General features: G+C 71.4%; 25 protein-coding genes and 1 pseudogene. 23 read left to right on the forward strand and 3 right to left on the reverse strand.

What is annotated here, in order from left to right; genetic code table 11:
* The first annotated feature begins 12 nt into the window (after positions 1-12).
* On the forward strand, positions 13-1,563 hold the full coding sequence (ffh, locus tag AB0P07_RS12420; RefSeq protein WP_365548908.1) for a signal recognition particle protein: 1,551 nt from the start codon (positions 13-15) through the stop codon (positions 1,561-1,563).
* Between the two features lie 59 nt (positions 1,564-1,622).
* Here ffh and AB0P07_RS12425 read toward each other — a convergent pair whose 3' ends face one another.
* On the reverse strand, positions 1,623-2,225 hold the full coding sequence (locus tag AB0P07_RS12425) for a hypothetical protein (RefSeq protein WP_365548911.1): 603 nt from the start codon (positions 2,223-2,225) through the stop codon (positions 1,623-1,625).
* A 182-nt stretch (positions 2,226-2,407) separates the two neighbouring features.
* Complete coding sequence (locus AB0P07_RS12430) at positions 2,408-3,313, reverse strand: class I SAM-dependent methyltransferase (protein WP_365548914.1); 906 nt, start codon at positions 3,311-3,313, stop codon at positions 2,408-2,410.
* Between the two features lie 670 nt (positions 3,314-3,983).
* Here AB0P07_RS12430 and AB0P07_RS12435 point away from each other — a divergent pair.
* The 17 genes and pseudogenes from AB0P07_RS12435 (at position 3,984) to AB0P07_RS12515 (ending at position 17,791) form a co-directional block, all read left to right on the forward strand.
* The gene (locus AB0P07_RS12435) at positions 3,984-4,580 is read left to right on the forward strand and encodes a hypothetical protein (RefSeq protein ID WP_030188620.1); all 597 of its coding nucleotides are present in this window, start codon (positions 3,984-3,986) and stop codon (positions 4,578-4,580) included.
* 259 nt (positions 4,581-4,839) lie between these two features.
* The gene (gene rpsP / locus AB0P07_RS12440) at positions 4,840-5,259 is read left to right on the forward strand and encodes a 30S ribosomal protein S16 (protein ID WP_007444852.1); all 420 of its coding nucleotides are present in this window, start codon (positions 4,840-4,842) and stop codon (positions 5,257-5,259) included.
* A 2-nt stretch (positions 5,260-5,261) separates the two neighbouring features.
* Positions 5,262-5,501, forward strand: a complete 240-nt coding sequence (locus AB0P07_RS12445) for an RNA-binding protein (protein WP_003973401.1) — start codon at positions 5,262-5,264, stop codon at positions 5,499-5,501.
* 113 nt (positions 5,502-5,614) lie between these two features.
* Positions 5,615-6,184 carry a ribosome maturation factor RimM gene (gene rimM / locus AB0P07_RS12450; RefSeq protein ID WP_365548920.1) on the forward strand — a complete coding sequence of 190 codons (570 nt, stop codon included), beginning with the start codon at positions 5,615-5,617 and terminating at the stop codon, positions 6,182-6,184.
* Entirely contained in the window at positions 6,184-7,017 is an 834-nt protein-coding gene (gene trmD / locus AB0P07_RS12455; protein ID WP_125628636.1) for a tRNA (guanosine(37)-N1)-methyltransferase TrmD, read from the forward strand. The genes rimM and trmD overlap by 1 nt, the downstream gene beginning before the upstream one ends.
* Positions 7,018-7,153: 136 nt before the next feature.
* Positions 7,154-7,504 carry a 50S ribosomal protein L19 gene (rplS, locus tag AB0P07_RS12460; protein WP_007444857.1) on the forward strand — a complete coding sequence of 117 codons (351 nt, stop codon included), beginning with the start codon at positions 7,154-7,156 and terminating at the stop codon, positions 7,502-7,504.
* Positions 7,505-7,549: 45 nt separating this feature from the next.
* A complete protein-coding gene (lepB, locus tag AB0P07_RS12465; protein ID WP_365548924.1) occupies positions 7,550-8,395 on the forward strand; it encodes a signal peptidase I in 846 nt (281 codons plus the stop codon).
* A pseudogene (gene lepB, locus AB0P07_RS12470) lies at positions 8,388-9,467 on the forward strand (signal peptidase I); the annotation flags it as partial. The gene lepB (AB0P07_RS12465) and the pseudogene lepB (AB0P07_RS12470), both read left to right, overlap by 8 nt.
* Positions 9,361-10,377, forward strand: coding sequence for a signal peptidase I (gene lepB / locus AB0P07_RS12475; RefSeq protein ID WP_365548927.1), 1,017 nt, complete (start codon positions 9,361-9,363; stop codon positions 10,375-10,377). The pseudogene lepB (AB0P07_RS12470) and the gene lepB (AB0P07_RS12475), both read left to right, overlap by 107 nt.
* Before the next feature lie 104 nt (positions 10,378-10,481).
* Positions 10,482-11,258: a signal peptidase I gene (gene lepB, locus AB0P07_RS12480; RefSeq protein ID WP_365548929.1), complete on the forward strand. Its 777-nt coding sequence runs from the start codon at positions 10,482-10,484 to the stop codon at positions 11,256-11,258.
* Positions 11,248-11,778, forward strand: coding sequence for an NUDIX hydrolase (locus tag AB0P07_RS12485; protein ID WP_365548932.1), 531 nt, complete (start codon positions 11,248-11,250; stop codon positions 11,776-11,778). The genes lepB (AB0P07_RS12480) and AB0P07_RS12485 overlap by 11 nt, the downstream gene beginning before the upstream one ends.
* A gap of 57 nt (positions 11,779-11,835) precedes the next feature.
* A complete protein-coding gene (locus tag AB0P07_RS12490) occupies positions 11,836-12,144 on the forward strand; it encodes a DUF2469 domain-containing protein (protein ID WP_003965949.1) in 309 nt (102 codons plus the stop codon).
* 88 nt (positions 12,145-12,232) lie between these two features.
* Positions 12,233-12,595: a YraN family protein gene (locus AB0P07_RS12495; protein ID WP_365548935.1), complete on the forward strand. Its 363-nt coding sequence runs from the start codon at positions 12,233-12,235 to the stop codon at positions 12,593-12,595.
* Positions 12,595-14,226, forward strand: a complete 1,632-nt coding sequence (locus AB0P07_RS12500; protein ID WP_365548938.1) for a YifB family Mg chelatase-like AAA ATPase — start codon at positions 12,595-12,597, stop codon at positions 14,224-14,226. The genes AB0P07_RS12495 and AB0P07_RS12500 overlap by 1 nt, the downstream gene beginning before the upstream one ends.
* 626 nt (positions 14,227-14,852) lie before the next feature.
* A complete protein-coding gene (dprA, locus tag AB0P07_RS12505; RefSeq protein WP_365549274.1) occupies positions 14,853-15,983 on the forward strand; it encodes a DNA-processing protein DprA in 1,131 nt (376 codons plus the stop codon).
* 280 nt (positions 15,984-16,263) lie between these two features.
* A complete protein-coding gene (whiG, locus tag AB0P07_RS12510; RefSeq protein ID WP_061442316.1) occupies positions 16,264-17,106 on the forward strand; it encodes an RNA polymerase sigma factor WhiG in 843 nt (280 codons plus the stop codon).
* A gap of 127 nt (positions 17,107-17,233) precedes the next feature.
* Positions 17,234-17,791: a helix-turn-helix domain-containing protein gene (locus AB0P07_RS12515; RefSeq protein WP_365549277.1), complete on the forward strand. Its 558-nt coding sequence runs from the start codon at positions 17,234-17,236 to the stop codon at positions 17,789-17,791.
* Here the strand turns inward: AB0P07_RS12515 and AB0P07_RS12520 are convergent.
* A complete protein-coding gene (locus AB0P07_RS12520) occupies positions 17,745-18,506 on the reverse strand; it encodes a M23 family metallopeptidase (RefSeq protein WP_365548941.1) in 762 nt (253 codons plus the stop codon). The genes AB0P07_RS12515 and AB0P07_RS12520 overlap by 47 nt on opposite strands.
* Positions 18,507-18,776: 270 nt before the next feature.
* Here AB0P07_RS12520 and rpsB point away from each other — a divergent pair, with 270 nt between their 5' ends.
* The 5 genes from rpsB (at position 18,777) to AB0P07_RS12545 (ending at position 23,498) form a co-directional block, all read left to right on the forward strand.
* On the forward strand, positions 18,777-19,688 hold the full coding sequence (gene rpsB / locus AB0P07_RS12525; protein ID WP_362344690.1) for a 30S ribosomal protein S2: 912 nt from the start codon (positions 18,777-18,779) through the stop codon (positions 19,686-19,688).
* Positions 19,689-19,783: 95 nt separating this feature from the next.
* Complete coding sequence (gene tsf, locus AB0P07_RS12530; protein WP_102929473.1) at positions 19,784-20,620, forward strand: translation elongation factor Ts; 837 nt, start codon at positions 19,784-19,786, stop codon at positions 20,618-20,620.
* Positions 20,621-20,826: 206 nt separating this feature from the next.
* The gene (gene pyrH / locus AB0P07_RS12535) at positions 20,827-21,585 is read left to right on the forward strand and encodes a UMP kinase (RefSeq protein WP_007444937.1); all 759 of its coding nucleotides are present in this window, start codon (positions 20,827-20,829) and stop codon (positions 21,583-21,585) included.
* A 180-nt stretch (positions 21,586-21,765) separates the two neighbouring features.
* A complete protein-coding gene (gene frr, locus AB0P07_RS12540; RefSeq protein ID WP_102929476.1) occupies positions 21,766-22,323 on the forward strand; it encodes a ribosome recycling factor in 558 nt (185 codons plus the stop codon).
* On the forward strand, positions 22,323-23,498 hold the full coding sequence (locus AB0P07_RS12545; protein WP_365548946.1) for a phosphatidate cytidylyltransferase: 1,176 nt from the start codon (positions 22,323-22,325) through the stop codon (positions 23,496-23,498). The genes frr and AB0P07_RS12545 overlap by 1 nt, the downstream gene beginning before the upstream one ends.
* Positions 23,499-23,541 lie beyond the last annotated feature (43 nt).

A 23,541-nucleotide genomic window follows, 5' to 3' on the forward strand; every position in this document is an offset into this window, starting at 1 on the left:
ACCGACGCCACCGTGTTCGATACCCTCTCCGACCGCCTTAGCGCGACTTTCAAAAATCTCCGCGGCAAGGGCCGGTTGTCCGAGGCGGACATCGACGCCACGGCCCGCGAGATCCGCATCGCGCTGCTTGAAGCCGATGTGGCTCTGCCAGTCGTCCGAGCCTTCATCAAGCGCGTCAAGGAACGCTCCCTTGGTGCCGAGGTTTCCAAGGCGCTCAATCCGGCGCAACAGATCGTCAAGGTGGTCAATGAAGAACTGATCACCATCCTCGGCGGCGAGACCCGCCGGCTGCGCTTCGCCAAGCAGCCGCCGACCGTGATCATGCTGGCGGGTCTGCAGGGTGCCGGTAAGACCACGCTCGCGGGCAAGCTCGGCCGCTGGCTCAAGGAGCAGGGCCACTCGCCGCTCCTGGTCGCCTGTGACCTCCAGCGCCCCAACGCCGTCAACCAGCTGAGCGTCGTCGCCGAGCGCGCCGGTGTCGCGGTCTACGCCCCCGAGCCGGGCAACGGCGTGGGCGACCCGGTCAAGGTCGCCAAGGACTCCATCGAGTTCGCCAGGACCAAGGTCCACGACCTGGTCATCGTCGACACCGCCGGCCGCCTGGGCATCGACCAGGAGCTGATGCAGCAGGCCGCGGACATCCGCGACGCCGTCAGCCCTGACGAGATCCTCTTCGTCGTCGACGCGATGATCGGTCAGGACGCGGTCAACACCGCCGAGGCCTTCCGCGACGGCGTCGGCTTCGACGGCGTCGTGCTCTCCAAGCTCGACGGCGACGCCCGCGGTGGTGCGGCCCTGTCGATCGCCTCGGTGACCGGCAAGCCGATCATGTTCGCCTCGAACGGCGAGAAGCTCGAGGACTTCGACGCCTTCCACCCGGACCGGATGGCCTCCCGCATCCTCGACATGGGTGACCTGCTCACCCTGATCGAGCAGGCGGAGAAGACGTTCAGCCAGGAAGAGGCCGAGAAGATGGCCTCCAAGCTGGCGTCCAAGAAGGGCCAGGACTTCACCCTGGACGACTTCCTGGCCCAGATGGAGCAGGTCCGGAAGATGGGTTCTATCTCGAAGCTGCTCGGGATGCTGCCCGGCATGGGCCAGATGAAGGACCAGATCAACAACCTCGACGAGCGCGACGTCGACCGCACGGCCGCCATCATCAAGTCGATGACCCCGGCCGAGCGCCAGGAGCCGACGATCATCAACGGCTCGCGCCGCGCCCGTATCGCCAAGGGTTCCGGCGTCGAGGTCAGCGCCGTCAAGTCACTCGTCGAGCGGTTCTTCGAGGCCCGCAAGATGATGTCCCGCATGGCCCAGGGCGGCGGCATGCCCGGGATGCCGGGGATGCCCGGCATGGGCGGCGGGCCCGGCCGGCAGAAGAAGCAGCAGAAGAAGGCCAAGGGCAAGCAGCGCTCCGGCAACCCGATGAAGCGCAAGCAGCAGGAGCAGGAGGAGGCCGCCCGCCGGGCCGCCGCCGCGCAGGGCGGCGGTGCCCTCGGACTGCCGCAGCAGGGTGGTCAGGACTTCGAGCTGCCCGACGAGTTCAAGAAGTTCATGGGCTGACGCCCGTTCCGTACCGCACCATCGGGGCGGCCCCTCGACCGAGGGGCCGCCCCGACGGGTTACTTCTGCGGGAACTTCCAGACGTAGGGCTCGCCGTCCTCCTCGGACCAGTGGACCTCGACGCCGGCGGCGCCCGCGGGGATCACGTAGGTCTCGCAGAAGACGTGGCTCTCGCCCTGCTTCCAGCTCTCGACGTCGTACGGGTCCTCACAGCCCGGCGCGTCCTCGGAGGCGCCGATGAGGACGCCGCCGCGCTGTCCGTCGGCGAAGACCGTGGCGCCGTCGTGCACATCGGAGCCCTCGGTCAGCGCGGGTCCGCTCTTGTGCGTGTACTTGACGTGCGCGGTGGCCAGCACCTTGCCCTTGGCGTCCGCGGCGTCCGCCACCGCCTTCGCGGCCTCCGCCTCGGTGCCGACGTCGACCTTCTGGGCCAGGACCTCGTACGTGACCTCGCCGGGGTCTTCCGCGACCTTCCCCGTCGCGCTCTCGCCCGTCGCCATGTCGCCGCCCGACGCGGGCTGGGAGGGCGACGGCGAGGCCCCGGTGGTCGCCGCGCTCTTCGCGTCGGCGTCGGTGTCGTCGCCGCCCCCGCAGGCGGTGAGGGCCAGGGCGAGGACGGTGACCGGCGCGGCGAGGCGCAGTGCGGTCTTGCGGTGCGGCACTACAGGCTCCTGTGTGCAGATGTGTCTGTTCCCCTGAACGGTGGATCAGCGTAGAGGCCCAAGATCCACCAGGGGAAACCGCGTAAGCCCCGGCCCGGCTTCTTCACACCATTCACACCCGCACCGGAAGAAGTGCGTCATGCGCCGATCGTGTACCGCGCACATGCGATCGGAAGCTGCCGTCAAGGCACCCGGGCGATCAGGTAGCGGAACACGTTCGGCATCCACACGGTCCCGTCCGGCCGCTGGTGGGGATGGAGGGCCTCCGTCAGCTCCTTGTCGACCTGTTCCGGGTCGGTCGCCTCGACCGCCGCGTCGAACAGCCCGGTGGACAGCAGCCCCCGCACCGCGCTGCCGGTGTCGGCGTAGCCGAACGGGCACGCCACCCGTCCCGAGCCGTCCGGCCGGAGCCCGGCCCGCTGGGCGACCTCCTCCAGGTCGTCGCGCAGGGCGGGGCGCCAGTTGCCGGCAGCGCGCAGCGGGTCGGAGAGCTTGGCGGCCACCCGCAGCACCGACGTCGTGGCGCACCGCTCGGGCGGCCCCCAGCCGGCCAGCACCACGGCCGCCCCCCGCGCGGCGAGCGGCGTTGCCCGGGCGAGCAGTGTGCCGAGCCCCTCCGCGTCGCCGGCGAGGCACCCGGTGGGCTCGAAGGCGGTCACCAGGGTGAACGCCGGTGCCGTCGGGTCCGCCGCGTCCTCGGGCGGGCCGTCGATGATCCTCGGTGCGCCGGCACGCGCGCGCGTGCCGCCCGTTCCTGGGGGCCGCGGCCCCTCGTACGCCTCCGGTTCCTCGGGCGCCCCGGTGGCCAGGCGTCGGTGGGCCAGGGCCAGGAGTTCCGGGGAGCGGGAGTCGACCCCGGTCACCGCGGCGCCGCGCGCGGCCGCCATCAGCAGCGCGAGACCGGAACCGCAGCCCAGGCCCAGCATGCGCGTGTCGCCGCCCACGTCCAGTCGCTCGTAGACGGCCTCGTAGAGCGGCACGAGCATCCGCTCCTGTATCTCGGACCAGTCACGCGCGCGTGCACGCGGGTCCACGTGAGGTGCCGCCCCCGCGTGAGACGAGTGCTGCCGCACGAGCGTAGGTGTCATAGGAAGCGCCCCAATCGCCGAGTGTTGCCGCCGTGCCCGATTCCATGGCCCCCGTGCAGTGCGCTCGCACTCCCCCCGTATGTCAGGTAACTCCGGGCTCGCCGTGGCGTCCAGTGGTAGCGGGGACCGGTTTGCCCGATCCCCGGCACCCTGGCGAGATTTCACTTCCCGGCAATGTGGGCCTGGCCGCGTGGCACCCCCGGTAGCCCTGTCCGGTGCCCTGGGTCGGATGGCCGGATCATGTCGTCCGGTGATGACCGTGGGTGGCTGCGGCGCCGAGGAGGCGGTTCCGGCCAAGGTCGGCCGGTCCGGCGGCCACCGCGCGGGAGTCGGACGCGCCGGGAGGCGGGGCGGTGCCGCACGCGGACGAGGCACCGGGTAACGTCGCTTCCGTCGACGCGCCCCCTCGGACGGCGCTCACCCGGCGCGACAGCGGCCGAAACGCCCCTTGCGCCCGCGCGAGTCGCACACACTCCAGCGCGTGGACGGCCGCTACGCGCCGGCGCGTACGTCGGACTACGCACCAGCTTGGTACGAGCTGTGAGGCTTCTCCGCAGATCAGCGCACCCGCCCTCGTCGGGACGCATCAGCGGCAACTGACTGGTACGTGCAAATTATTTGGGATGCCCCGGAATAGGAACACAGTGGCACCCCGGCTCGTTGTCATTACGTGAGCACGACACCACCTGTTCTCGCCGCAGAGCTGGCGCAGGCGTGGGCCGACATTCAGCGGCACCACACCGAGCTGCCCGATCTTGCCGCGCCCGAGTCCCTGATCGGAGAGTCGTCGTCCGCCTGCGGGCACGAGCTCTCCTTCGAGCGACTGCTTCACGAGGCAGTCCACGGCATCGCCGCCGCGCGCGGAGTACGCGACACCTCGCGCGCGGGGCGCTACCACAACCGCCGATTCCTCGCGATCGCCGAGGAGCTGGGCCTGGACCACCCCGAGGAGCCGCATCCCAGCAGTGGCTTCTCGCTGGTCACGCTCACCCCCGAGGCGAAGCGCCGCTACCGCCCGACGATCGAACGCCTCCAGCGCGCGCTGAAGGCCCACACCGCCGCCACCGCGACCGACACGGCCCGCAGCTTCCGCGGTCCGGCCGCCCGCCACGGCTCCTCCGGGGGAGGGGTGCGCGTGAAGGCCGTCTGCGACTGCGGGCGCAACGTGCGCGTCGTCCCGTCGGTGCTGGCCCAGGCACCGATCATGTGTGGCGGCTGCGGCAAGCCGTTCCGCATCCCGGAGGTGGTCGGTGCGGGAGTGAGCTGACGGTCCGGCTGCTCGTGGCAGCCGGACCGGGGCCGGGGCCCGTCGCCGACCGGAGCCGAGTGGTCCGCCCACGTGGCGGATCCGGTGGCCTCGGTCCGGCGGGCCCGGCCGCGTGTGGCACAATGGCTAGCTGTACTCGACAGTCGCACAGGACCCCTCTCTCCTCCGGCTGACGCGTCCATCGGGCACTCGGGTACCGCAACCCCACGCGGCTCTCTCGCCGTGCCCACCCACGTCAAAACCAGGAGAACCCACTCCCGTGGCAGTCAAGATCAAGCTGAAGCGTCTGGGCAAGATCCGTTCGCCTCACTACCGCATCGTCGTCGCCGACTCCCGTACCCGCCGTGACGGCCGGGCCATCGAGGAGATCGGCAAGTACCACCCGACGTACAACCCGTCGGTGATGGAGGTCGACGCCGAGCGTGTCGCGTACTGGCTCGGTGTCGGCGCCCAGCCGACCGAGCCCGTGCTCGCCATCCTGAAGAAGACCGGCGACTGGCAGAAGTTCAAGGGCGAGCCCGCCCCGGCTCCGCTGCTGCAGCCGGCCGAGAAGGCGGCCCGCCCGTCCTTCGAGGCGATCGGTGGCGAGGACGAGGGCAAGGGTGAGGCGATCACCCAGAAGAAGAAGGCCGACAAGAAGGACGAGGCCGCCGCCGAGTCCTCCGCGTCCGAGGCCTGAGCATGCTCGAGGAGGCTCTCGAGCACCTCGTGAAGGGCATCGTCGACAACCCTGACGATGTGCAGGTCGCCTCGCGCAACCTGCGCCGCGGACGGGTGCTCGAGGTCCGGGTCCACCCCGACGACCTCGGCAAGGTGATCGGCCGCAACGGCCGCACCGCACGCGCCCTGCGTACCGTCGTGGGCGCCATCGGCGGTCGCGGCGTCCGCGTCGACCTCGTCGACGTGGACCACGTCCGCTGACGCCAATCGCAGCACCGGCTCGGGCCGGGGAAGGCCACTGGGCCGTCCCCGGCCCGCAGTCGTATGAGCCCGTCGTGCGGGCTCGTCGCAGTTCCGACAGGAGATCAAGCACAGTGCAGCTGGTAGTCGCGCGCATCGGCCGCGCCCACGGGATCAAGGGCGAGGTGACCGTCGAGGTCCGCACGGACGAGCCGGAGCTGAGGCTCGGGCCCGGTGCCGTACTGGCCACCGACCCCGCCTCCGCCGGACCGCTCACCATCGAGACCGGCCGGGTGCACAGCGGCCGCCTCCTGCTGCGCTTCGCCGGCGTCCACGACCGCACCGGGGCCGAAGCGCTGCGCAACACCCTCCTGATCGCCGACGTCGACCCGGACGAGCGGCCCGAGGACGAGGACGAGTACTACGACCACCAGCTGATCGACCTCGACGTGGTGACCGCCGACGGCACCGGGGTCGGCCGCATCACCGAGATCTCCCACCTGCCCACGCAGGACCTGTTCGTGGTGGAGCGCCCCGACGGCAGCGAGGTCTACGTGCCGTTCGTCTCCGAGATCGTCACCGACATCGATCTCGACGAACAGCGCGCGGTCATCGACCCGCCGCCCGGCCTGATCGACGACCGGGCCGAGATCGCCTCCGCGCGGGACGCCGGCGACGCCGAGGACGCCGGAGACAACGCCTGATGCGGCTCGACGTCGTCACGATCTTCCCCGAGTACCTGGAACCGCTGAACGTCTCCCTCGTCGGCAAGGCACGCGCGCGTGGGCAGCTCGGCGTTCACGTGCACGACCTGCGCGAGTGGACGTACGACCGCCACAACACGGTCGACGACACCCCCTACGGCGGTGGCCCCGGCATGGTCATGAAGACCGAGCCGTGGGGCGACGCGCTGGACGCCGTCCTGGCCGACGGCTACGAGAGCGGCTCCGGCGAACCGGCGCTGATCGTGCCCACGCCCAGCGGTCGGCCCTTCACCCAGGAACTCGCCGTCCACCTCTCCGAGCGGCCTTGGCTGATCTTCACGCCCGCCCGCTACGAGGGCATCGACCGCCGCGTCGTCGACGAGTACGCGACCCGGATGCCCGTGTACGAGGTGTCCATCGGCGACTACGTCCTGGCCGGCGGCGAGGCGGCCGTCCTTGTCGTCACCGAGGCCGTGGCCCGGCTGCTGCCCGGCGTGCTCGGCAACGCCGAGTCCCACCGGGACGACTCCTTCGCCCCCGGCGCCATGGCCAACCTGCTGGAGGGGCCGGTCCACACCAAGCCGCCGCAGTGGCGCGGGCGCGGTATTCCGGACGTGCTGCTCAGCGGCCACCACGGGAAGATCGCCCGCTGGCGCCGCGACGAGGCCCTGCGCCGCACCACGGCCAACCGGCCCGACCTGATCGAACGGTGCGAGCCCGCCGCCTTCGACAAGAAGGACCGCGAGATGCTCTCCATCCTGGGCTGGCAGCCGGATCCGGACGGGGAACCCTACGGCCGATTTTGGCGCAGGACCCCGGGCATGGAAGAATAGGCGGCTGTTGTGCGTCCGTCCGGAGCGCGCCCCTGCCACAGGGGGAGACGACGCCCGTCCCGACCCGCACGACCCTGATTCCGAAACACCTAGTTTCCGTCGATGACCTGTGGCATCGGCGAAGAAAGCAGACGAAATGTCTCACCTGCTCGACTCCGTCGACGCCGCGTCGCTGCGCAGCGACGTCCCGGCCTTCCGCCCCGGCGACACCGTCAACGTCCACGTGCGCGTCATCGAGGGCAACCGCTCCCGTGTGCAGCAGTTCAAGGGCGTCGTCATCCGCCGTCAGGGCGCCGGCGTGCGCGAGACCTTCACGGTCCGCAAGGTCTCCTTCTCCGTCGGCGTCGAGCGCACCTTCCCGGTGCACACCCCGATCGTCGAGAAGATCGAACTCGTCACCAAGGGTGACGTCCGCCGCGCCAAGCTGTACTACCTGCGCGAGCTGCGCGGCAAGGCCGCGAAGATCAAGGAGAAGCGCGAGAGCTGAGCGCCCTCCGAGGTCCGCGCCGGGGCCGGATAGCATCTGGCCCCGATGGACACCGAAGCACAGCACACGGAGCGCGACCGCTCCTCCCGCCCCTCCGACTCCGAGCAGCCCTCGGATCCGGAAGGCCCGGAGGACCGGTCGCGTTCCGCGTTCACGGGACGGATCACCGACTGGGTGCCGGGCGGCCGGATCACCGTGACCCTGCTGGCCCTCCTGCTGTTCCTGCTGCTGCTCAGCACCTTTGTGCTGCAGCCGTTCCAGATCCCGAGCGGATCGATGGAGCGTGGATTGAGGATCGGTGACCGCGTTCTCGTAAACAAGTTGGCGTACCGTTTCGATGACCGCCCGCAGCGGGGCGACATCGTCGTCTTCGACGGCACCGGGCTCTTCGGGCACGGCGACTACATCAAGCGCGTTGTCGGTGTGGGCGGGGACCACGTGGTGTGCTGCGACGAGGAGGGGAGGATCCGGGTGAACGGCCAGTCGGTCGACGAGTCGGCCTTCCTGCACCCCGGCGACCGCCCGTCCACGGTCCCCTTCGACGTCGTCGTCCCCGACGGCACCCTCTTCGTCCTCGGCGACCACCGAGCCGACTCCAGCGACTCCCGCGACCACCTGGGCTCCCCGGGCGGTGGGATGGTCCCCCTGGACGAGGTGATCGGCCGCGCCGACTGGATCGTCTGGCCCTTCGGCCACGCCACCCACCTCGACCGCCCCGACGCCTACGCGCGCGTACCGGACGCGGAGACGGGCAGCGGGGAGGCTTCCGGGGCCGGGGCCGGGGCCGGGGCAGGCTCCGCGGCTGGTGCTGGTGCTGGTGCTGGTGCTGGTGCTGGTGCGAGTGCGAGTGCGGGTGTTGGCGCTGCGCGCGCCAAGGACGCCGATGGGTAGCCGGGGCAAGCCGCGGGGAGCGCCCAGCAGCCCCACGGAGAATCTGCTGCCCACCGGTTCGAGGCGCACCACCTCGCCGTCCGGCGGCCGCTCGCGCGCCGAGCGCCGCAAGCTCCAGCGCAAGGTCAAACGGCGGCGCAGACGCGGCGCCGTCAAGGAGATCCCGCTCCTCGTCGGCGTCGCGGTCCTCATAGCGCTGGTGCTCAAGACCTTCCTCGTCCAGGCCTTCGTGATCCCGTCGGGCTCCATGGAGCAGACCATCCGGATCGGCGACCGGGTCCTGGTGGACAAGCTCACCCCCTGGTTCGGCTCCGAACCGCAGCGCGGGGACGTCGTCGTCTTCCGGGACCCCGGCGGCTGGCTCCAGGGCGAACAGACCACCAAGAAGGACGACCCCGTCGTCGTCAAGCAGATCAAGGAAGGCCTCGCCTTCATCGGGCTGCTGCCGTCCGACGACGAGAAGGATCTCATCAAACGGGTCGTCGGCGTGGGCGGGGACCACGTCAAGTGCTGCGACAAACAGGGCCGCGTCACCGTCAACGGCGTTGCCCTGAACGAGGACTACCTGTACCCCGGAGACGTTCCGTCCCGGACGCCGTTCGACGTCACCGTCCCCGAGGGGCGGCTGTGGGTGATGGGCGACCACCGGTCCAACTCCGCCGACTCGCGCGTCCACCAGGAGACCGACTTCGGCACGGTGTCCCAGGACGAGGTGGTGGGCCGGGCCATGGTGATCGCATGGCCGTTCGGTCACTGGACCGCCCTGGACGAACCGAAAACGTACGCGGCCGTGTCCGACTCGGCCTCCGGTTCGACCGCCGCTCCCGGGCTGTCGCATAGGGTTGCCCCCTACGATCCGAACGCGATGGTGGAACTCCCGACCCCTGCGGAACTCCCGCTCGTTATGGGAGTGGTGGGCCTGCGCCGTATCCGGGGCAGGCGGCGGCAGAGAGTGAGGAGTTGGCGTGGGGGATGTGGCGGTCGGCGCACGGTCCGGACACGACGGCGAGGAGAACCGCGGACGCCCCGAGGAGACGGCCGGGCCGGCGGCGGTCGGCGCCCCGGACTCCGGGTACGGCTCCGGAACCGAGGACGGCAGGGTGACGAACGGACAGAGCGGCCAGGACGGGCACAACGGCGAGACCGAGGAGGAGGGGGTCGGCGGGACACCGCCCGCGACACCTCCCACGGCCAAGAAGCAGCGCTCCTTCTGGAAGGAACTGCCGATCCTGATCGGCATCGCACTGGTGCTCGCCCTGCTGATCAAGACGTTCCTGGTGCAGGCGTTCTCGATCCCGTCCTCCTCGATGGAGAACACCCTGCAGATCGGTGACCGGGTCCTGGTCGACAAGCTGACCCCCTGGTTCGGGTCCGAACCCGAGCGTGGTGAGGTCGTCGTCTTCCACGACCCGGCCGACTGGCTGGCGGGCGAGCCGACGCCCGACCCGAACGCGCTCCAGACCGTCCTCAGCTGGATCGGCCTGATGCCGTCCGCGGAGGAGAAGGACCTGATCAAGCGCGTCATCGGCGTGGCCGGCGACACGGTCGAGTGCAACAAGACCGGCCCGCTCAAGGTCAACGGCAAGGCGCTGAACGAGCCGTACGTCTACCCGGGCAACACGCCGTGCTCGGACGACGACCAGGGCGGCCGGTTCAAGGTCACGGTGCCCGAGGGCAAAATCTGGGTCATGGGCGACCACCGGCAGAACTCCCGGGACTCGCGTTACAACCAGTCGGACAAGAACGGCGGCATGGTCCCGGTGGACGAGGTCGTCGGCCGCGCCATCGTGGTCGCCTGGCCGATGGACCGCTGGAGCACCCTGCCGGTCCCGGACACCTTCAGCCAGGACGGCCTGCAGGCCCAGGCCCAGTCCTCGGCCGCCGCCGCGCTGTCGGTCGCTCCCCAGGGCCTGGCGCTCGCCGGCGTGGCCCCGTTCGTCTGGTGGCGCCGTCGCCGCACCGCCCCGGTCGAGACCCGCTGAACCCACCGCAGCCCGCTGAGGTTCGCACAGCCCCCTTCCGGCCGTCTTCCGGTCGCCGGGAGGGGGCTGCCCCGTCGGCGTACCGCCGGGTAAGGTGCGGCTCCATGGGTGGCGAGAGCACGACACGTACGGTCCCGCGCGGCGGCGCGGCGAACAGGCGTCCGGCGGGCGGCCGGACCGGGCAGCGGCTGTCCGGCATCGCCGTGGCGCTGGGCCTGGTCCTGTTCCTCGGCGGGTTCGGCTGGGGCGCGGTGGTCTACCGGCCCTACACCGTGCCGACCAGCTCGATGACGCCGACCATCGACGCCGGTGACCGGGTCCTGGCGCAGCGCATCGACGGCGCCGACGTACGCCGCGGCGACGTCGTCGTGTTCAACGACGCGTCCTGGGCCAACGCGCCCATGGTCAAGCGGGTCGTCGCCGTCGGCGGGGACACCGTCTCCTGCTGCCAGAAGGGCAGGCTGAAGGTCAACGGCAAGGTGATCGACGAGCCGTACCTGCCCGCCGGCACCCCGGCCGAGATCAGCGACTTCCAGACGGTGAAGGTCCCGGAGGGCCGCCTGTTCCTCCTGGGCGACGAGCGCGACAACTCCGTGGACTCCACCGCCCACCTCACCGACGCGGCCCGCGGCACCGTGTCGCGCGGCGCCGTGGACGCCCGCGTGGACGCCGTTGCCTGGCCGATGAACGGCATGCTGGAGCGGCCGACCGGCTTCGAGACGCTGGGCGACCTGTCCTCGCCGGGCCCACTGCGGACGGTCGTCGCGCTGGTGATCGCCGGGGCCGTGCTGATCCTGGGCGGCGCGGCCTACGGTCCGCTCGCCAAGCGGGCCGGGGCCTCCCGCGCCCGGAGGGGAGCGGAGCCCACCGGTGGCCGCTGAGGAGACCCCGGCGGCACAGGACACCTACGAGGGTGGACTGCGCCGGGTCGCCCGGGTCGTGCTGCTCGACCCCGACGACCGCATCCTGCTCCTGCACGGGCACGAACCGGACGACCCCGCCGACGACTGGTGGTTCACGCCCGGCGGAGGCGTGGAGGGCGACGAGACCCGTGCCGAGGCCGCCCGGCGCGAGCTCCGGGAGGAGACCGGCATCACCGACGTCGAACTCGGCCCGGTGCTGTGGCGGCGCAGGTGTTCCTTCCCCTTCGCGGGCCGCCGCTGGGACCAGGACGAGTGGTACTACCTGGCCCGCACCGCCCGGACCGCCGCCGAGGCGGTCGGCCCCGGCCTCACCGAACTGGAGCGGCGCAGCGTCGCCGGAGCGCGCTGGTGGACGTGTCAGGAACTGACCCGGGCACATGAGACGGTGTATCCGACCAGACTTGCCGAACTGCTGCGCACGCTGCTCGACGAAGGCCCCCCGGCCGGCCCGGTGACCCTGGACACCGAAATCGTCTAGGGGCGCACGGGACTGGCGCACAATGGGGGGACCCGCACGGCTGAAGGGGAACATGCCATGAGCGCCGAGGACCTCGAGAAGTACGAGACCGAGATGGAGCTCAAGCTCTACCGGGAGTACCGCGATGTCGTCGGTCTGTTCAAATACGTGATCGAGACCGAGCGGCGTTTCTACCTCACCAACGACTACGAGATGCAGGTGCACTCGGTCCAGGGCGAGGTGTTCTTCGAGGTCTCCATGGCTGATGCCTGGGTGTGGGACATGTACCGGCCGGCCCGGTTCGTCAAGCAGGTGCGTGTGTTGACGTTCAAGGACGTGAATATCGAGGAGCTGAACAAGAGCGACCTGGAGCTTCCGGGCGGGTGACGGAGTTTTCCACAACCGGTGAGTATTTCACCGTGAGTGACGGGATCGGCCCGTCTGCGTGATGGTTGGCGCCGGAGGTGGTGCCGACATGAACGCACGAGGTGCGATGGGCAAGTACGGCGAGACGCTCGCCGCCCGCCGGCTGACCGGGGCCGGGATGACCGTGCTGGAGCGCAACTGGCGCTGCGGCAGGACCGGGGAGATCGACATCGTGGCCCGGGACGGAGACGTCCTGGTCGTCTGCGAGGTCAAGACGCGCAGGGTCGGCTCCTTCGAGCACCCGATGGCCGCCGTGACCACGGACAAGGCGCAGCGGCTGCGGCGGCTCGCCGAGCGCTGGATCCAGACCCACGGAGGGGCTCCGCCCGGCGGCGTGCGCATCGACCTGGTCGGCGTCCTCCTCCCGCAGCGCGGCGCCCCCGTGGTCGAGCACGCCCGGGGGGTGGCGTGATGGGGTTCGCGCGTACGTGCTCGGTGGCGCTCGTCGGCGTCGAGGGCGTGGTGGTGGAGGTCCAGGCCGACCTGGAACCGGGCGTGGCGGCGTTCACGCTGGTGGGACTGCCGGACAAGAGCCTCACGGAGAGCCGGGACCGGGTGCGGGCGGCCGTGGTCAACTCGGGCGCGGAATGGCCGCAGAAGAAGCTGACGGTGGGACTCAGCCCGGCCTCGGTGCCCAAGAGCGGCAGCGGCTTCGACCTCGCCGTCGCCGCGAGCGTCCTGGGCGCCGCGGAGCGGATCGACCCGCGGGTGCTCGCCGACATCGTGATGATCGGAGAGCTGGGGCTGGACGGCCGGGTGCGACCGGTGCGCGGCATCCTGCCGGCGGTCCTGGCCGCGGCCGACGCCGGCTACGAACAGGTGGTCGTGCCGGAGTGCGCCGCGGCCGAGGCGTCCCTCGTACCGGGGGTGTCGGTGCTCGGCGTGCGCAGCCTGCGCCAGCTGATCGCCGTCCTCGCCGACGAACCCGTGCCGGAGGAGGACCGGGAGCAGGCCCAGCAGGGCCGCCCCGACCCGCTCCTGGCCGGTCTGCGCATGCCCGGCACCGGCGCGGCCACCGGAATGCACAGTGTGGGAGCGGCCCACCACGACCACGGCCACGACCTCGCCGACGTCGTCGGACAGGAGTCGGCACGCACGGCGGTGGAGGTCGCCGCGGCCGGCCGCCACCATCTGTTCCTGGAGGGCCCGCCCGGCGCAGGCAAGACCATGCTTGCCGAACGGCTGCCCGCCATCCTGCCCCGACTGTGCCGGGCGGAGTCCCTCGAGGTCACCGCCGTGCACTCGGTGGCGGGGCTGTTGCCGCCGGGCAAGCCCCTGATCGACGTGGCCCCCTATTGCGCTCCCCACCACTCCGCCACGATGCAGGCCCTCGTCGGCGGCGGCCCGGGCACCGCACGGCCGGGAGCCGTGTCGCTGGCACACCGAGGTGTCCTGTTCCTGGACGAGACGCCGGAGTTCAGCAGTCACGCCCTGGACGCGCTGCGTCAGCCGCTGGAGGCCGGGCACGTCGTCATCGCGCGCAGCGCGGGGGTGGTGCGCTTCCCGGCGCGGTTCCTGATGGTGCTCGCCGCCAATCCGTGCCCCTGCGGGCGCTTCTCGCAGACCGACGAGTTGTGCGAGTGCCCGCCCTCGGCGATCCGCCGCTACCAGGCCAGGCTGTCGGGGCCGCTGCTCGACCGCGTCGACCTGCGGGTCGAGGTGGACCGGGTCACGCGCAGCCAGCTGGCGGGCAACGGCCGCCGGGGCGATGCCACCGCAACGGTCGCCGACCGGGTGCACGCGGCCCAGGAGCGGGCGGCCGCCCGCCTCGCGGGCACCCCGTGGCGGTCGAACAGCGAGGTGCCCGGCCGGGAGCTGCGCAGCCGCTGGCGCGCCGCGCCCGGCGCGCTGGACGAGGCGGAGCGCAGTCTGGAACGCGGTGTCCTCACCGCCCGCGGACTCGACCGCGTCCTGCGCGTCGCCTGGACCGTCGCGGACCTCGTCGGTCACGACCGCCCCGAACCGAGGGACGTCGCCCTCGCACTGCAACTGCGCACCGGGGTGCCGCGCGGCGTCCCGATGGCCCTGGGAGCACTGACGTGAACGGGGACGCCATGCCGCCCGCGGACGACGCCCTGTTCGACGCCGACGCCGTGCCCCTTGGCGGCGCTCCGCCCGGGGGAAAGGCGGAGAAGAGCGACGCGACATTGCGCATTGCCCCAACGGGCGGCGACACATCGAACGCTGCCGCCCCGGCCGGGCCGGACCTCGAAGCCGGAACGCACGGCGCGGCGGGGAAGCACGGCCCGAGCGGAGCGGGCCGCAAGGTTGGGAGGTCCGGCTCGACCGGAGGGTCCGGCTCGACCGGACCGGACCTCGCGGCCGGGAAGCGCGTCGCGGTGGTGAGCCACGGCCCGGCCGGGCCGGATCTCTCGGTCGGGAGGGACAGCGCGGTAGGGGACCGAGGCTTGGCCGGAGGGGGCGGAGAGGCCGGGCCGGACCCTGCGGCTGGGAAGGACGGCGCGAGTGGAGAAGGCGGCGCGGTCGGGAGGGACAGCGCGGTCGGGGAGGAGGATTCGGCGGGAGTAGGCGGCCGGGACGTACGCGGCGTCGCGGCCGGGGCCCGCGCCGTCGGCGGGCCAGGCGCTCCGAACTCGGGCTCCGGCCCTGGCTCGGGCTCCGGCCCGGGCTCCGGCGGAGCCTGGGGTGACGGGCCGGCGGATGCAGAGCTGCTCGGGCGGGTCTTCCTCGCCAGGGTTCTCGAACCCGGGGACGAGGTCGGAGGGCGATGGGTGCGGGAGCACGGTGTCGTGGAAGTGGTGCGGCGCCTGCGCGAGGGCCAACGCGCCCTCCCGGGAGCGAGCGGGAAGCGGTGGGCCGGCCTGTGTGCCCGGGCGGGCAAGGCCGACCCGCATCGTGACCTGGCCGCCGCCCGGTCCGCGGGGGCGCGGTTCGTGATCCCCGGGACCGCAGAGTGGCCGAGGCAGCTAGACGACCTCGGTGACGCCCGCCCACTCGGGCTGTGGGTGCGCGGCGGGCCCAGTCTGCGCATGTGGGCGCTTCGGTCGGTCGCCGTCGTCGGGGCCCGCGCCTGCACCGAGTACGGCGCCCACATGGCCGCCACCCTCGCCGCCGGTCTGGCGGAGCGCGGCTGGGTCGTGGTGTCCGGCGGCGCCTACGGCGTCGACGGCGCCGCACACCGGGGCGCCCTCGGCGCCGGCGGCGCCACCGCGGCGGTCCTCGCCTGCGGCGTCGACCGCTCCTACCCTCCCGGACACACGGCGCTGATCACCAGGATCGCCGAGCAGGGCCTGGTCGTCGGGGAGCTGCCACCGGGCGATCATCCGACGCCGAGCAGATTCGTCCTGCGCAACCGGGTCATCGCCGCGCTCACCCGGGGCACCGTGGTGGTCGAGGCCGCCTGTCGCAGCGGTTCCCTGGTCACCGCCCGGGCGGCCCGGCGGCTGGGCCGGCACGTGATGGGCGTCCCCGGACCGGCGACCAGCGCGCTCTCCGCGGGGGTGCACGAGTTGCTGCGCGGCGACGCGGTGCTCGTCGGCGACGCCGCCGAGGTGGTCGAACTGGTCGGCGCCATGGGAGAGCTGCCACCCGAGCGGCGCGGGCCGGTCCTGCCCACCGATCTCCTGGAGCCCCGGACCCGCCGCACACTGGCGGGGCTCCCCGGGCGGGGAACGGCGACGGCGGCCGAGGTGGCACGCGGCGCCCAGACCACCAAGGACGATGCGACCGCGAGACTGTACGAGCTTCGAGCGCTTGGTTACGTCGAACGACACGGCGACGGCTGGAAGTTGACACGCCAGGCGATGATCTCGATTCGCGGCGGTCGCAACCCGTGCTGACGCACCGTGTTCGGCCGTCCGGGGGAAGCCCGACGCCCGTGGGGATTCCGGCAGTTGGGGTATTCGAGTGATCACCCGGAGCGATCGCCGTCCCCTCGGTAGAGCGTCCAGCGGAACGTATCTGCGTAGGGGCGCCGCCCGCTCCTTCGCACACCGCGACAGCTCAGTCACGCTACGCTCACGATGCCCCCACGCAGACGGCCGACAGCAGGTGACCACCAGAAAGCAGACCGGCGGCCTCAAGCGCACGACATCACGGCAGAACGGCACTAGGCGACGAATGCCCCAGCACACCTCCGGGTCCGACCGGGCGGCGATCCCCCCAGCCGCCCGCGACGGTGGCAGCGTGCGACCGTCCGCCCCCTCGACGCTCGACGAGCTGTGGCGGTCGTACAAGGCGACCGGCGACGAGCGGCTGCGGGAACAACTGATCCTGCACTACTCGCCCCTCGTGAAGTACGTGGCGGGCCGGGTCAGTGTGGGACTGCCGCCCAACGTCGAGCAGGCCGACTTCGTCTCCTCCGGAGTGTTCGGGCTGATCGACGCCATCGAGAAGTTCGACGTCGACCGCGAGATCAAGTTCGAGACGTACGCGATCACCCGGATCCGCGGCGCGATGATCGACGAACTGCGTGCGCTGGACTGGATCCCACGGTCGGTGCGGCAGAAGGCGCGCAATGTGGAACGCGCGTACGCGACGCTGGAGGCCCGGCTGCGCCGCACCCCGTCGGAGAGCGAGGTGGCCGTCGAGATGGGGATCGCCGTGGAGGACCTCCACGCGGTCTTCAGCCAGCTGTCGCTGGCCAACGTGGTGGCCCTGGAGGAGTTGCTGCACGCGGGCGGCGAGGGCGGCGACCGGCTGAGTCTGATGGACACGCTGGAGGACACCGCCGCCGACAATCCGGTGGAGGTCGCCGAGGACCGGGAGCTGCGACGGCTCCTGGCCCGCGCGATCAACACGCTGCCGGAGCGGGAGAAGACGGTCGTCACGCTGTACTACTACGAGGGCCTCACGCTCGCCGAGATCGGGAACGTGCTGGGCGTGACCGAGAGCAGGGTCAGTCAGATTCACACCAAGTCGGTGTTGCAACTGCGGGCCAAGCTTGCCGGCTTCGGCCGCTGACCTGGACTTACGGCATGAGACCGCCCCGACCGGCCCGCCCGTCGGCGGGCGTCCGGCCGACGAGTGACTCCCGTCCGGGGTGCCGCGTCCGTAAAGTGGTGACGTGCCAAGGATTCGAGCGGCCTCTGTGGCCGAGCACCGGTCGATGCAGCGTGCCGCCCTGCTGGACGCGGCACGCTCCCTGCTGTCCGACGGCGGGACGGAGGCGCTGACCTTCCCCGCCCTCGCCGAACGTACGGGTCTCGCCCGGTCGTCCGTCTACGAGTACTTCCGGTCGCGGGCGGCCGTCGTCGAGGAGCTGTGCGCCGTCGACTTCCCCGTCTGGGCCGCGGAGGTCGAAGCGGCCATGGAGCGAGAGACGGCCCCCGAGGCCAAGGTCGAGGCGTATGTGCGCACCCAGCTCGACCTGGTCGGGGACCGGCGGCACCGGGCCGTCGTGGCCATCTCCGCGAGCGAGCTGGACGCCGGCGCGCGGGAGAAGATCCGGGCCGCGCACGGCGGGCTGATCGCGATGATCGTCGATGCGCTCGGCGAGCTGGGGCACGGACAGCCGCGACTGGCGGCGATGCTCCTCCAGGGCGTCGTGGACGCGGCCGTACGGCGGATCGAGCTGGGCGCGGCCGAGGAGCCGGCGGCCATCACGGAAGCGGCCGTCTCCATGGCGCTGCGGGGCGTACGGGGCTGACCCCCGCGAGGCCGGGCAACGGCACCCCCAGTACCGGCAGCAGCCTCGACGGACCGGTGTCCAGCAGCCACGGCGGGAGCAGGGACAGCGGGTTCAGATAGACGTCACCCCGCAGCAGGCCCCAGTGCAGGCAGCCCGTGCAGTGCGAGCCCGTCGGCTGCACCGAGCCGAGCACCTCCCCGGCCGCCACCCCGTCGCCCTCCTCCACCACCGCCTCGACCGGCGCGTACGTCGTCCGCAGGGGCGGATCACCCGTCCCCGCCAGCTCCAGCGAGACCACGCCCCGGCCCGCGACCGGCCCCGCGAACGACACCCGCCCCGCGGCCACCGCCCGCACCGGCGTCCCGCCCGCGGCGGCGAGGTCCACGCCGCGGTGGCCCGGTCCGTAGGGGGTCGCCGGGGGCTCCCAGCCCCGCAGGACCGCGGGCCGGACCCCGGCCGGCCAGTTGCGGGCCACCGCCGGTACCCCCGGATCGGGCACCCTCCGTGCGACCTCCGGTGCCGCGCCCCTCGGTGTAGCGGCCGCCCCGCGGCCCGACACGGCGGCCGCGACCGCGACCGCCGGCGCCGCCGTCGGAGTCCGCCCCGGCGGCCCCGCGGCCAGTACTCCCAGTGCTCCCAGTACGGCCAGGACGGTCATGACCGTCATGACGGCCGGTGCGGCCGGCAGCACCGGCAGCCAGGCCCGTCCACGCACCCATCGCCTCGTTCGCATGCGAGCACCGTCCCGCACCAGGGCCGATCCCCGCCCGAGCCTGTGGACCGCGCACCGCTTGTGGACAGCCGCGTCACCCGGTACCCCGCGGGTCCCGTACACTTCTGGTGGCGATCCGGGTCACCGGGTCGACTTCGCACGCCCCGACACGAGGCCCGCACAGGTCCGTGTCAGCGCCCCTCGGTCCCTAGTGGCAGGCGCATCCGGGCGTCAGGCGCGGGAGCCGTCCGGCTCGCGCGGCACAACCGAGAAAACCAAGGAGATACGGCCATGGCCGTCGTCACGATGCGGGAGCTGCTGGAAAGCGGCGTCCACTTCGGTCACCAGACCCGCCGTTGGAACCCGAAGATGAAGCGCTTCATCTTCACGGAGCGCAACGGCATCTACATCATCGACCTGCTCCAGTCGCTGTCGTACATCGACCGCGCCTACGAGTTCGTCAAGGAGACCGTCGCCCACGGCGGCACGGTCATGTTCGTCGGCACGAAGAAGCAGGCGCAGGAGGCCATCGCCGAGCAGGCCACCCGCGTCGGCATGCCCTACGTCAACCAGCGCTGGCTGGGCGGCATGCTCACCAACTTCTCGACCGTCTACAAGCGCCTGCAGCGCCTCAAGGAGCTCGAGCAGATCGACTTCGAGGACGTGGCCGCCTCCGGCCTCACCAAGAAGGAGCTGCTGGTCCTCTCCCGCGAGAAGGCCAAGCTGGAGAAGACCCTCGGCGGTATCCGCGAGATGTCCAAGGTGCCCAGCGCCGTCTGGATCGTGGACACCAAGAAGGAGCACATCGCGGTCGGCGAGGCCCGGAAGCTCAACATCCCGGTCGTCGCCATCCTCGACACCAACTGCGACCCCGACGAGGTCGACTACAAGATCCCGGGCAACGACGACGCGATCCGCTCCGTCACCCTGCTCACCCGCGTGATCGCCGACGCCGTCGCCGAGGGCCTCATCGCCCGCTCCGGTGCCGCCGGTGGCGCCAAGGGCGAGAAGGCCGCCGGCGAGCCGCTCGCCGAGTGGGAGCGCGACCTGCTCGAGGGCGAGAAGGCCGAGAAGAAGGACGACGCCGAGGCCGCCGAGAAGCCCGCCGAGGCCCCGGCTGCCGAGGCCGCCCCGGCCGCCGAGGCTCCGGCCGCCGAGGCTCCGGCCGCCGAGGCTCCGGCCGCGGACGCCGAGCAGGCCTGACCCCTCACCACCTTCGGGTGCCGGACGGCGGGGGCCCACGAAGCCCCCGCCGTCCGGCCCGTAGATCTTCAGACTTCGAGAGAGATTCCGGAATCATGGCGAACTACACCGCCGCCGACGTCAAGAAGCTCCGCGAGCTCACCGGCGCCGGCATGATGGACTGCAAGAAGGCGCTGGACGAGGCCGAGGGCAACGTCGAGAAGGCCGTCGAGGCGCTCCGCATCAAGGGCCAGAAGGGCGTCGCCAAGCGCGAGGGCCGCTCTGCCGAGAACGGCGCCGTCGTCTCGATCATCGCCGACGACAACACCTCGGGTGTCATCGTCGAGCTGAAGTGCGAGACGGACTTCGTCGCCAAGGGCGAGAAGTTCCAGACGGTCGCCAAGACCATCGCCGAGCACGTCGCCAAGGTCGCCCCGGCCGACCTCGAGGCCCTGCTCGCCTCCGAGATCGAGGCCGGCAAGACCGTCCAGGCGTACGTCGACGAGGCCAACGCCAACCTCGGCGAGAAGATCGTCCTGGATCGCTTCGCGCAGTTCTCCGGCGGCTACGTGACCGCGTACATGCACCGCACGATGCCCGACCTGCCCCCGCAGATCGGTGTCCTCGTCGAGCTGGACAAGCCCAACGCCGAGATCGCCAAGGGCGTCGCCCAGCACATCGCCGCCTTCGCGCCGAAGTACCTCTCCAAGGAGGACGTGCCGGCCGAGGTCGTCGAGACCGAGCGTCGCGTCGCCGAGGAGACCACCCGCGCCGAGGGCAAGCCCGAGGCCGCCCTGCCGAAGATCGTCGAGGGTCGCCTCAACGGCTTCTTCAAGGACGCCACCCTGCTCGGCCAGCCCTACGCCCTGGACAACAAGAAGTCCGTCCAGAAGGTGCTGGAAGAGGCCGGTGTCAGCCTGAAGCGCTTCTCGCGCATCAAGGTCGGCATCTGAGTCCGTACCGCGACGGACGTGCGACCCCGGTAGGGTCGACAGCAGTCGTCGGCGCCGTTCGCGTATGCGGTTGCGTACGCGCGCGTGGCGACGGACGACAGCAGATCTGACGAGGAGGCCATTGCCGCGTATGGGATGCGAAACCCGCCCCCGCCGGCAGTGGCCTTCTTCGTGTGTGTGACCCACGTAAAAGAGGCGAGATCTCCATGACCACCAAGGCCGAGAAGAGCGACGACGGCAAAGTACGCGGCCGCTTCATGCTGAAGCTGTCCGGAGAGGCCTTCTCCGGCGGTGGGGGCCTGGGCGTCGACCCCGACGTGGTGCACGCCATCGCCCGCGAGATCGCGGCCGTCGTCCGGGACGGCGCCCAGATCGCGATCGTCATCGGCGGCGGCAACTTCTTCCGCGGCGCCGAGCTGCAGGTGCGCGGCATGGACCGCGCCCGCTCCGACTACATGGGCATGCTCGGCACCGTGATGAACTGCCTGGCCCTCCAGGACTTCCTGGAGAAGGAGGGCGTCGACTGCCGCGTGCAGACCGCCATCACCATGGGCCAGGTCGCCGAGCCCTACATCCCGCTGCGCGCCGTGCGCCACCTGGAGAAGGGCCGCGTGGTCATCTTCGGCGCCGGTATGGGCATGCCCTACTTCTCCACCGACACCACCGCCGCGCAGCGCGCCCTCGAGATCGACGCCGAGGCGCTGCTCATGGGCAAGAACGGCGTGGACGGTGTCTACGACTCCGACCCGAAGACCAACCCGGACGCCGTGAAGTTCGACGCGCTCGGCTACGGCGAGGTCATCACCCGCGACCTGAAGGTCGCCGACGCCACGGCCGTCACCCTCTGCCGTGACAACAGCCTCCCGATCGTGGTCTTCGAGCTGTTGAAGGAGGGCAATATCGCCCGCGCCGTCAAGGGTGAGAAGATCGGCACGCTTGTGGGTGACCAGGGCAGCCGGGACTGACCGGAGAACACCCCCCGTCCGCGGACGCCACCTGTCCGGGGGACGGACGGGACGGGACCGGGCCGGGGGATGGACAATGTCCCGCCGGTCGGGAACCGTGCAGGAAGAACGCGACGCAGCCGGCCGCAGCTCCGACAGGGGACCGCAGCCGGGCCTACTCAAGACACGCAGGAGCAAGTGGTGATCGAAGAGACCCTCCTCGAGGCCGAGGAGAAGATGGAGAAGGCCGTCGTGGTCGCCAAGGAGGACTTCGCCGCGATCCGCACCGGCCGTGCGCACCCGGCGATGTTCAACAAGATCGTGGCCGACTACTACGGCGCGCCGACGCCGATCAACCAGATGGCCTCGTTCTCCGTGCCCGAGCCGCGCATGGCCGTGGTGACCCCCTTCGACAAGAGCGCCCTGCGCAACATCGAGCAGGCGATCCGCGACTCCGACCTGGGCGTCAACCCGAGCAACGACGGCAACATCATCCGAGTGGTGTTCCCCGAGCTGACCGAGGAGCGCCGCCGCGAGTACATCAAGGTCGCCAAGGGCAAGGGCGAGGACGCCAAGGTCTCGATCCGCTCCGTGCGCCGGAAGGCCAAGGACGGCATCGACAAGCTCATCAAGGACGGCGAGGTCGGCGAGGACGAGGGCCGTCGTGCCGAGAAGGAACTCGACGACACCACCGCCAAGTACGTCGCGCAGGTGGACGAGCTCCTGAAGCACAAGGAAGCTGAGCTGCTCGAGGTCTGATGAACGACTCTTCCTGGGGAGCGCCGCCACAAGCCGGGTACTGGGGGCCGTCCGACCAGGGACCCGTCCAGGGCGCCGCCCCGGCGGGTCCCGCGTACGATGCGCACTACGCGCAGCAGACTCGCCCCATGCCCATCGTGCCCGACGTACCCGAACACGGCGGAGACCAGGACGACGACCAGGGGACCGCTCGGCTGAGCGGTCCCTTGTTCCGGGACGAGCCGTTCCACGACCAGCCCGTTCGCGACGAGCCGTATCGCGACCCGAGCACGTCGGCGCAGCCGTATGCGGCGGTGCCGCGGAATCCGGAGCCCATGCCCGACGTCCCGCAGCCGGCGCAGCCCCAGCCGCCGCAGAAGAAGAGCGCGGGGCGTGACCTGGGGGCCGCGATAGGGGTCGGCGTCGGCCTCGGCGTGGTGATCATCGCGTCGCTGTTCGTCGTCAAGGAAGTCTTCGTCGGCGTGATCGCGGTCGCCGTCGTCGTGGGCCTGTGGGAGCTGACCAAGCGGCTGGAGGAGCGCAAGGGCATCAAGGCGCCCCTCGTGCCGCTCGCCGTCGGCGGCGCGGCGATGGTGGTCGCCGGTTACGCGCGCGGCGCCGAGGGGGCGTGGGTCGCCATGGCGCTGACGGCGCTCGCGGTCCTCGTCTGGCGGATGACCGAGCCGCCCGAGGGATACCTCAAAGACGTCACCGCAGGGCTGTTCGCCGCGTTCTACGTGCCGTTCCTGGCCACGTTCGTCGCCATGATGCTGATGGCCGACGACGGCGCCTGGCGCGTCCTCGTCTTCCTGATACTGACGGTCGTCAGCGACACCGGGGCCTACGCCGTCGGCTGGCGCTTCGGCAGGAAGAAGCTCGCCCCGCGCATCAGCCCGGGCAAGACCCGCGAGGGGCTGCTCGGTGCGGTGGCGTTCGCGATGGTGGCGGGCGCGCTGTGTATGCAGTTCCTGATCGACGACGGCACTTGGTGGCAGGGTCTCCTGATCGGCCTCGCGGTCGCCGTCAGCGCCACCCTGGGCGACCTCGGCGAGTCCATGATCAAGCGTGACCTCGGCATCAAGGACATGGGCACCCTCCTGCCGGGCCACGGCGGCATCATGGACCGGCTGGACTCCCTGCTGCCGACGGCACCGGTGGTGTGGCTGCTGCTGGTGATCTTCGTCGGGTCCGGGTGATCTGGTCGGTCCCCTCCCGCACGGTGGGTCTGATCTGCTGGTT

Origin of the sequence: Streptomyces sp. NPDC085944 (assembly GCF_040686295.1) — a bacterium.
GTDB lineage: Bacteria > Actinomycetota > Actinomycetes > Streptomycetales > Streptomycetaceae > Streptomyces > Streptomyces salinarius.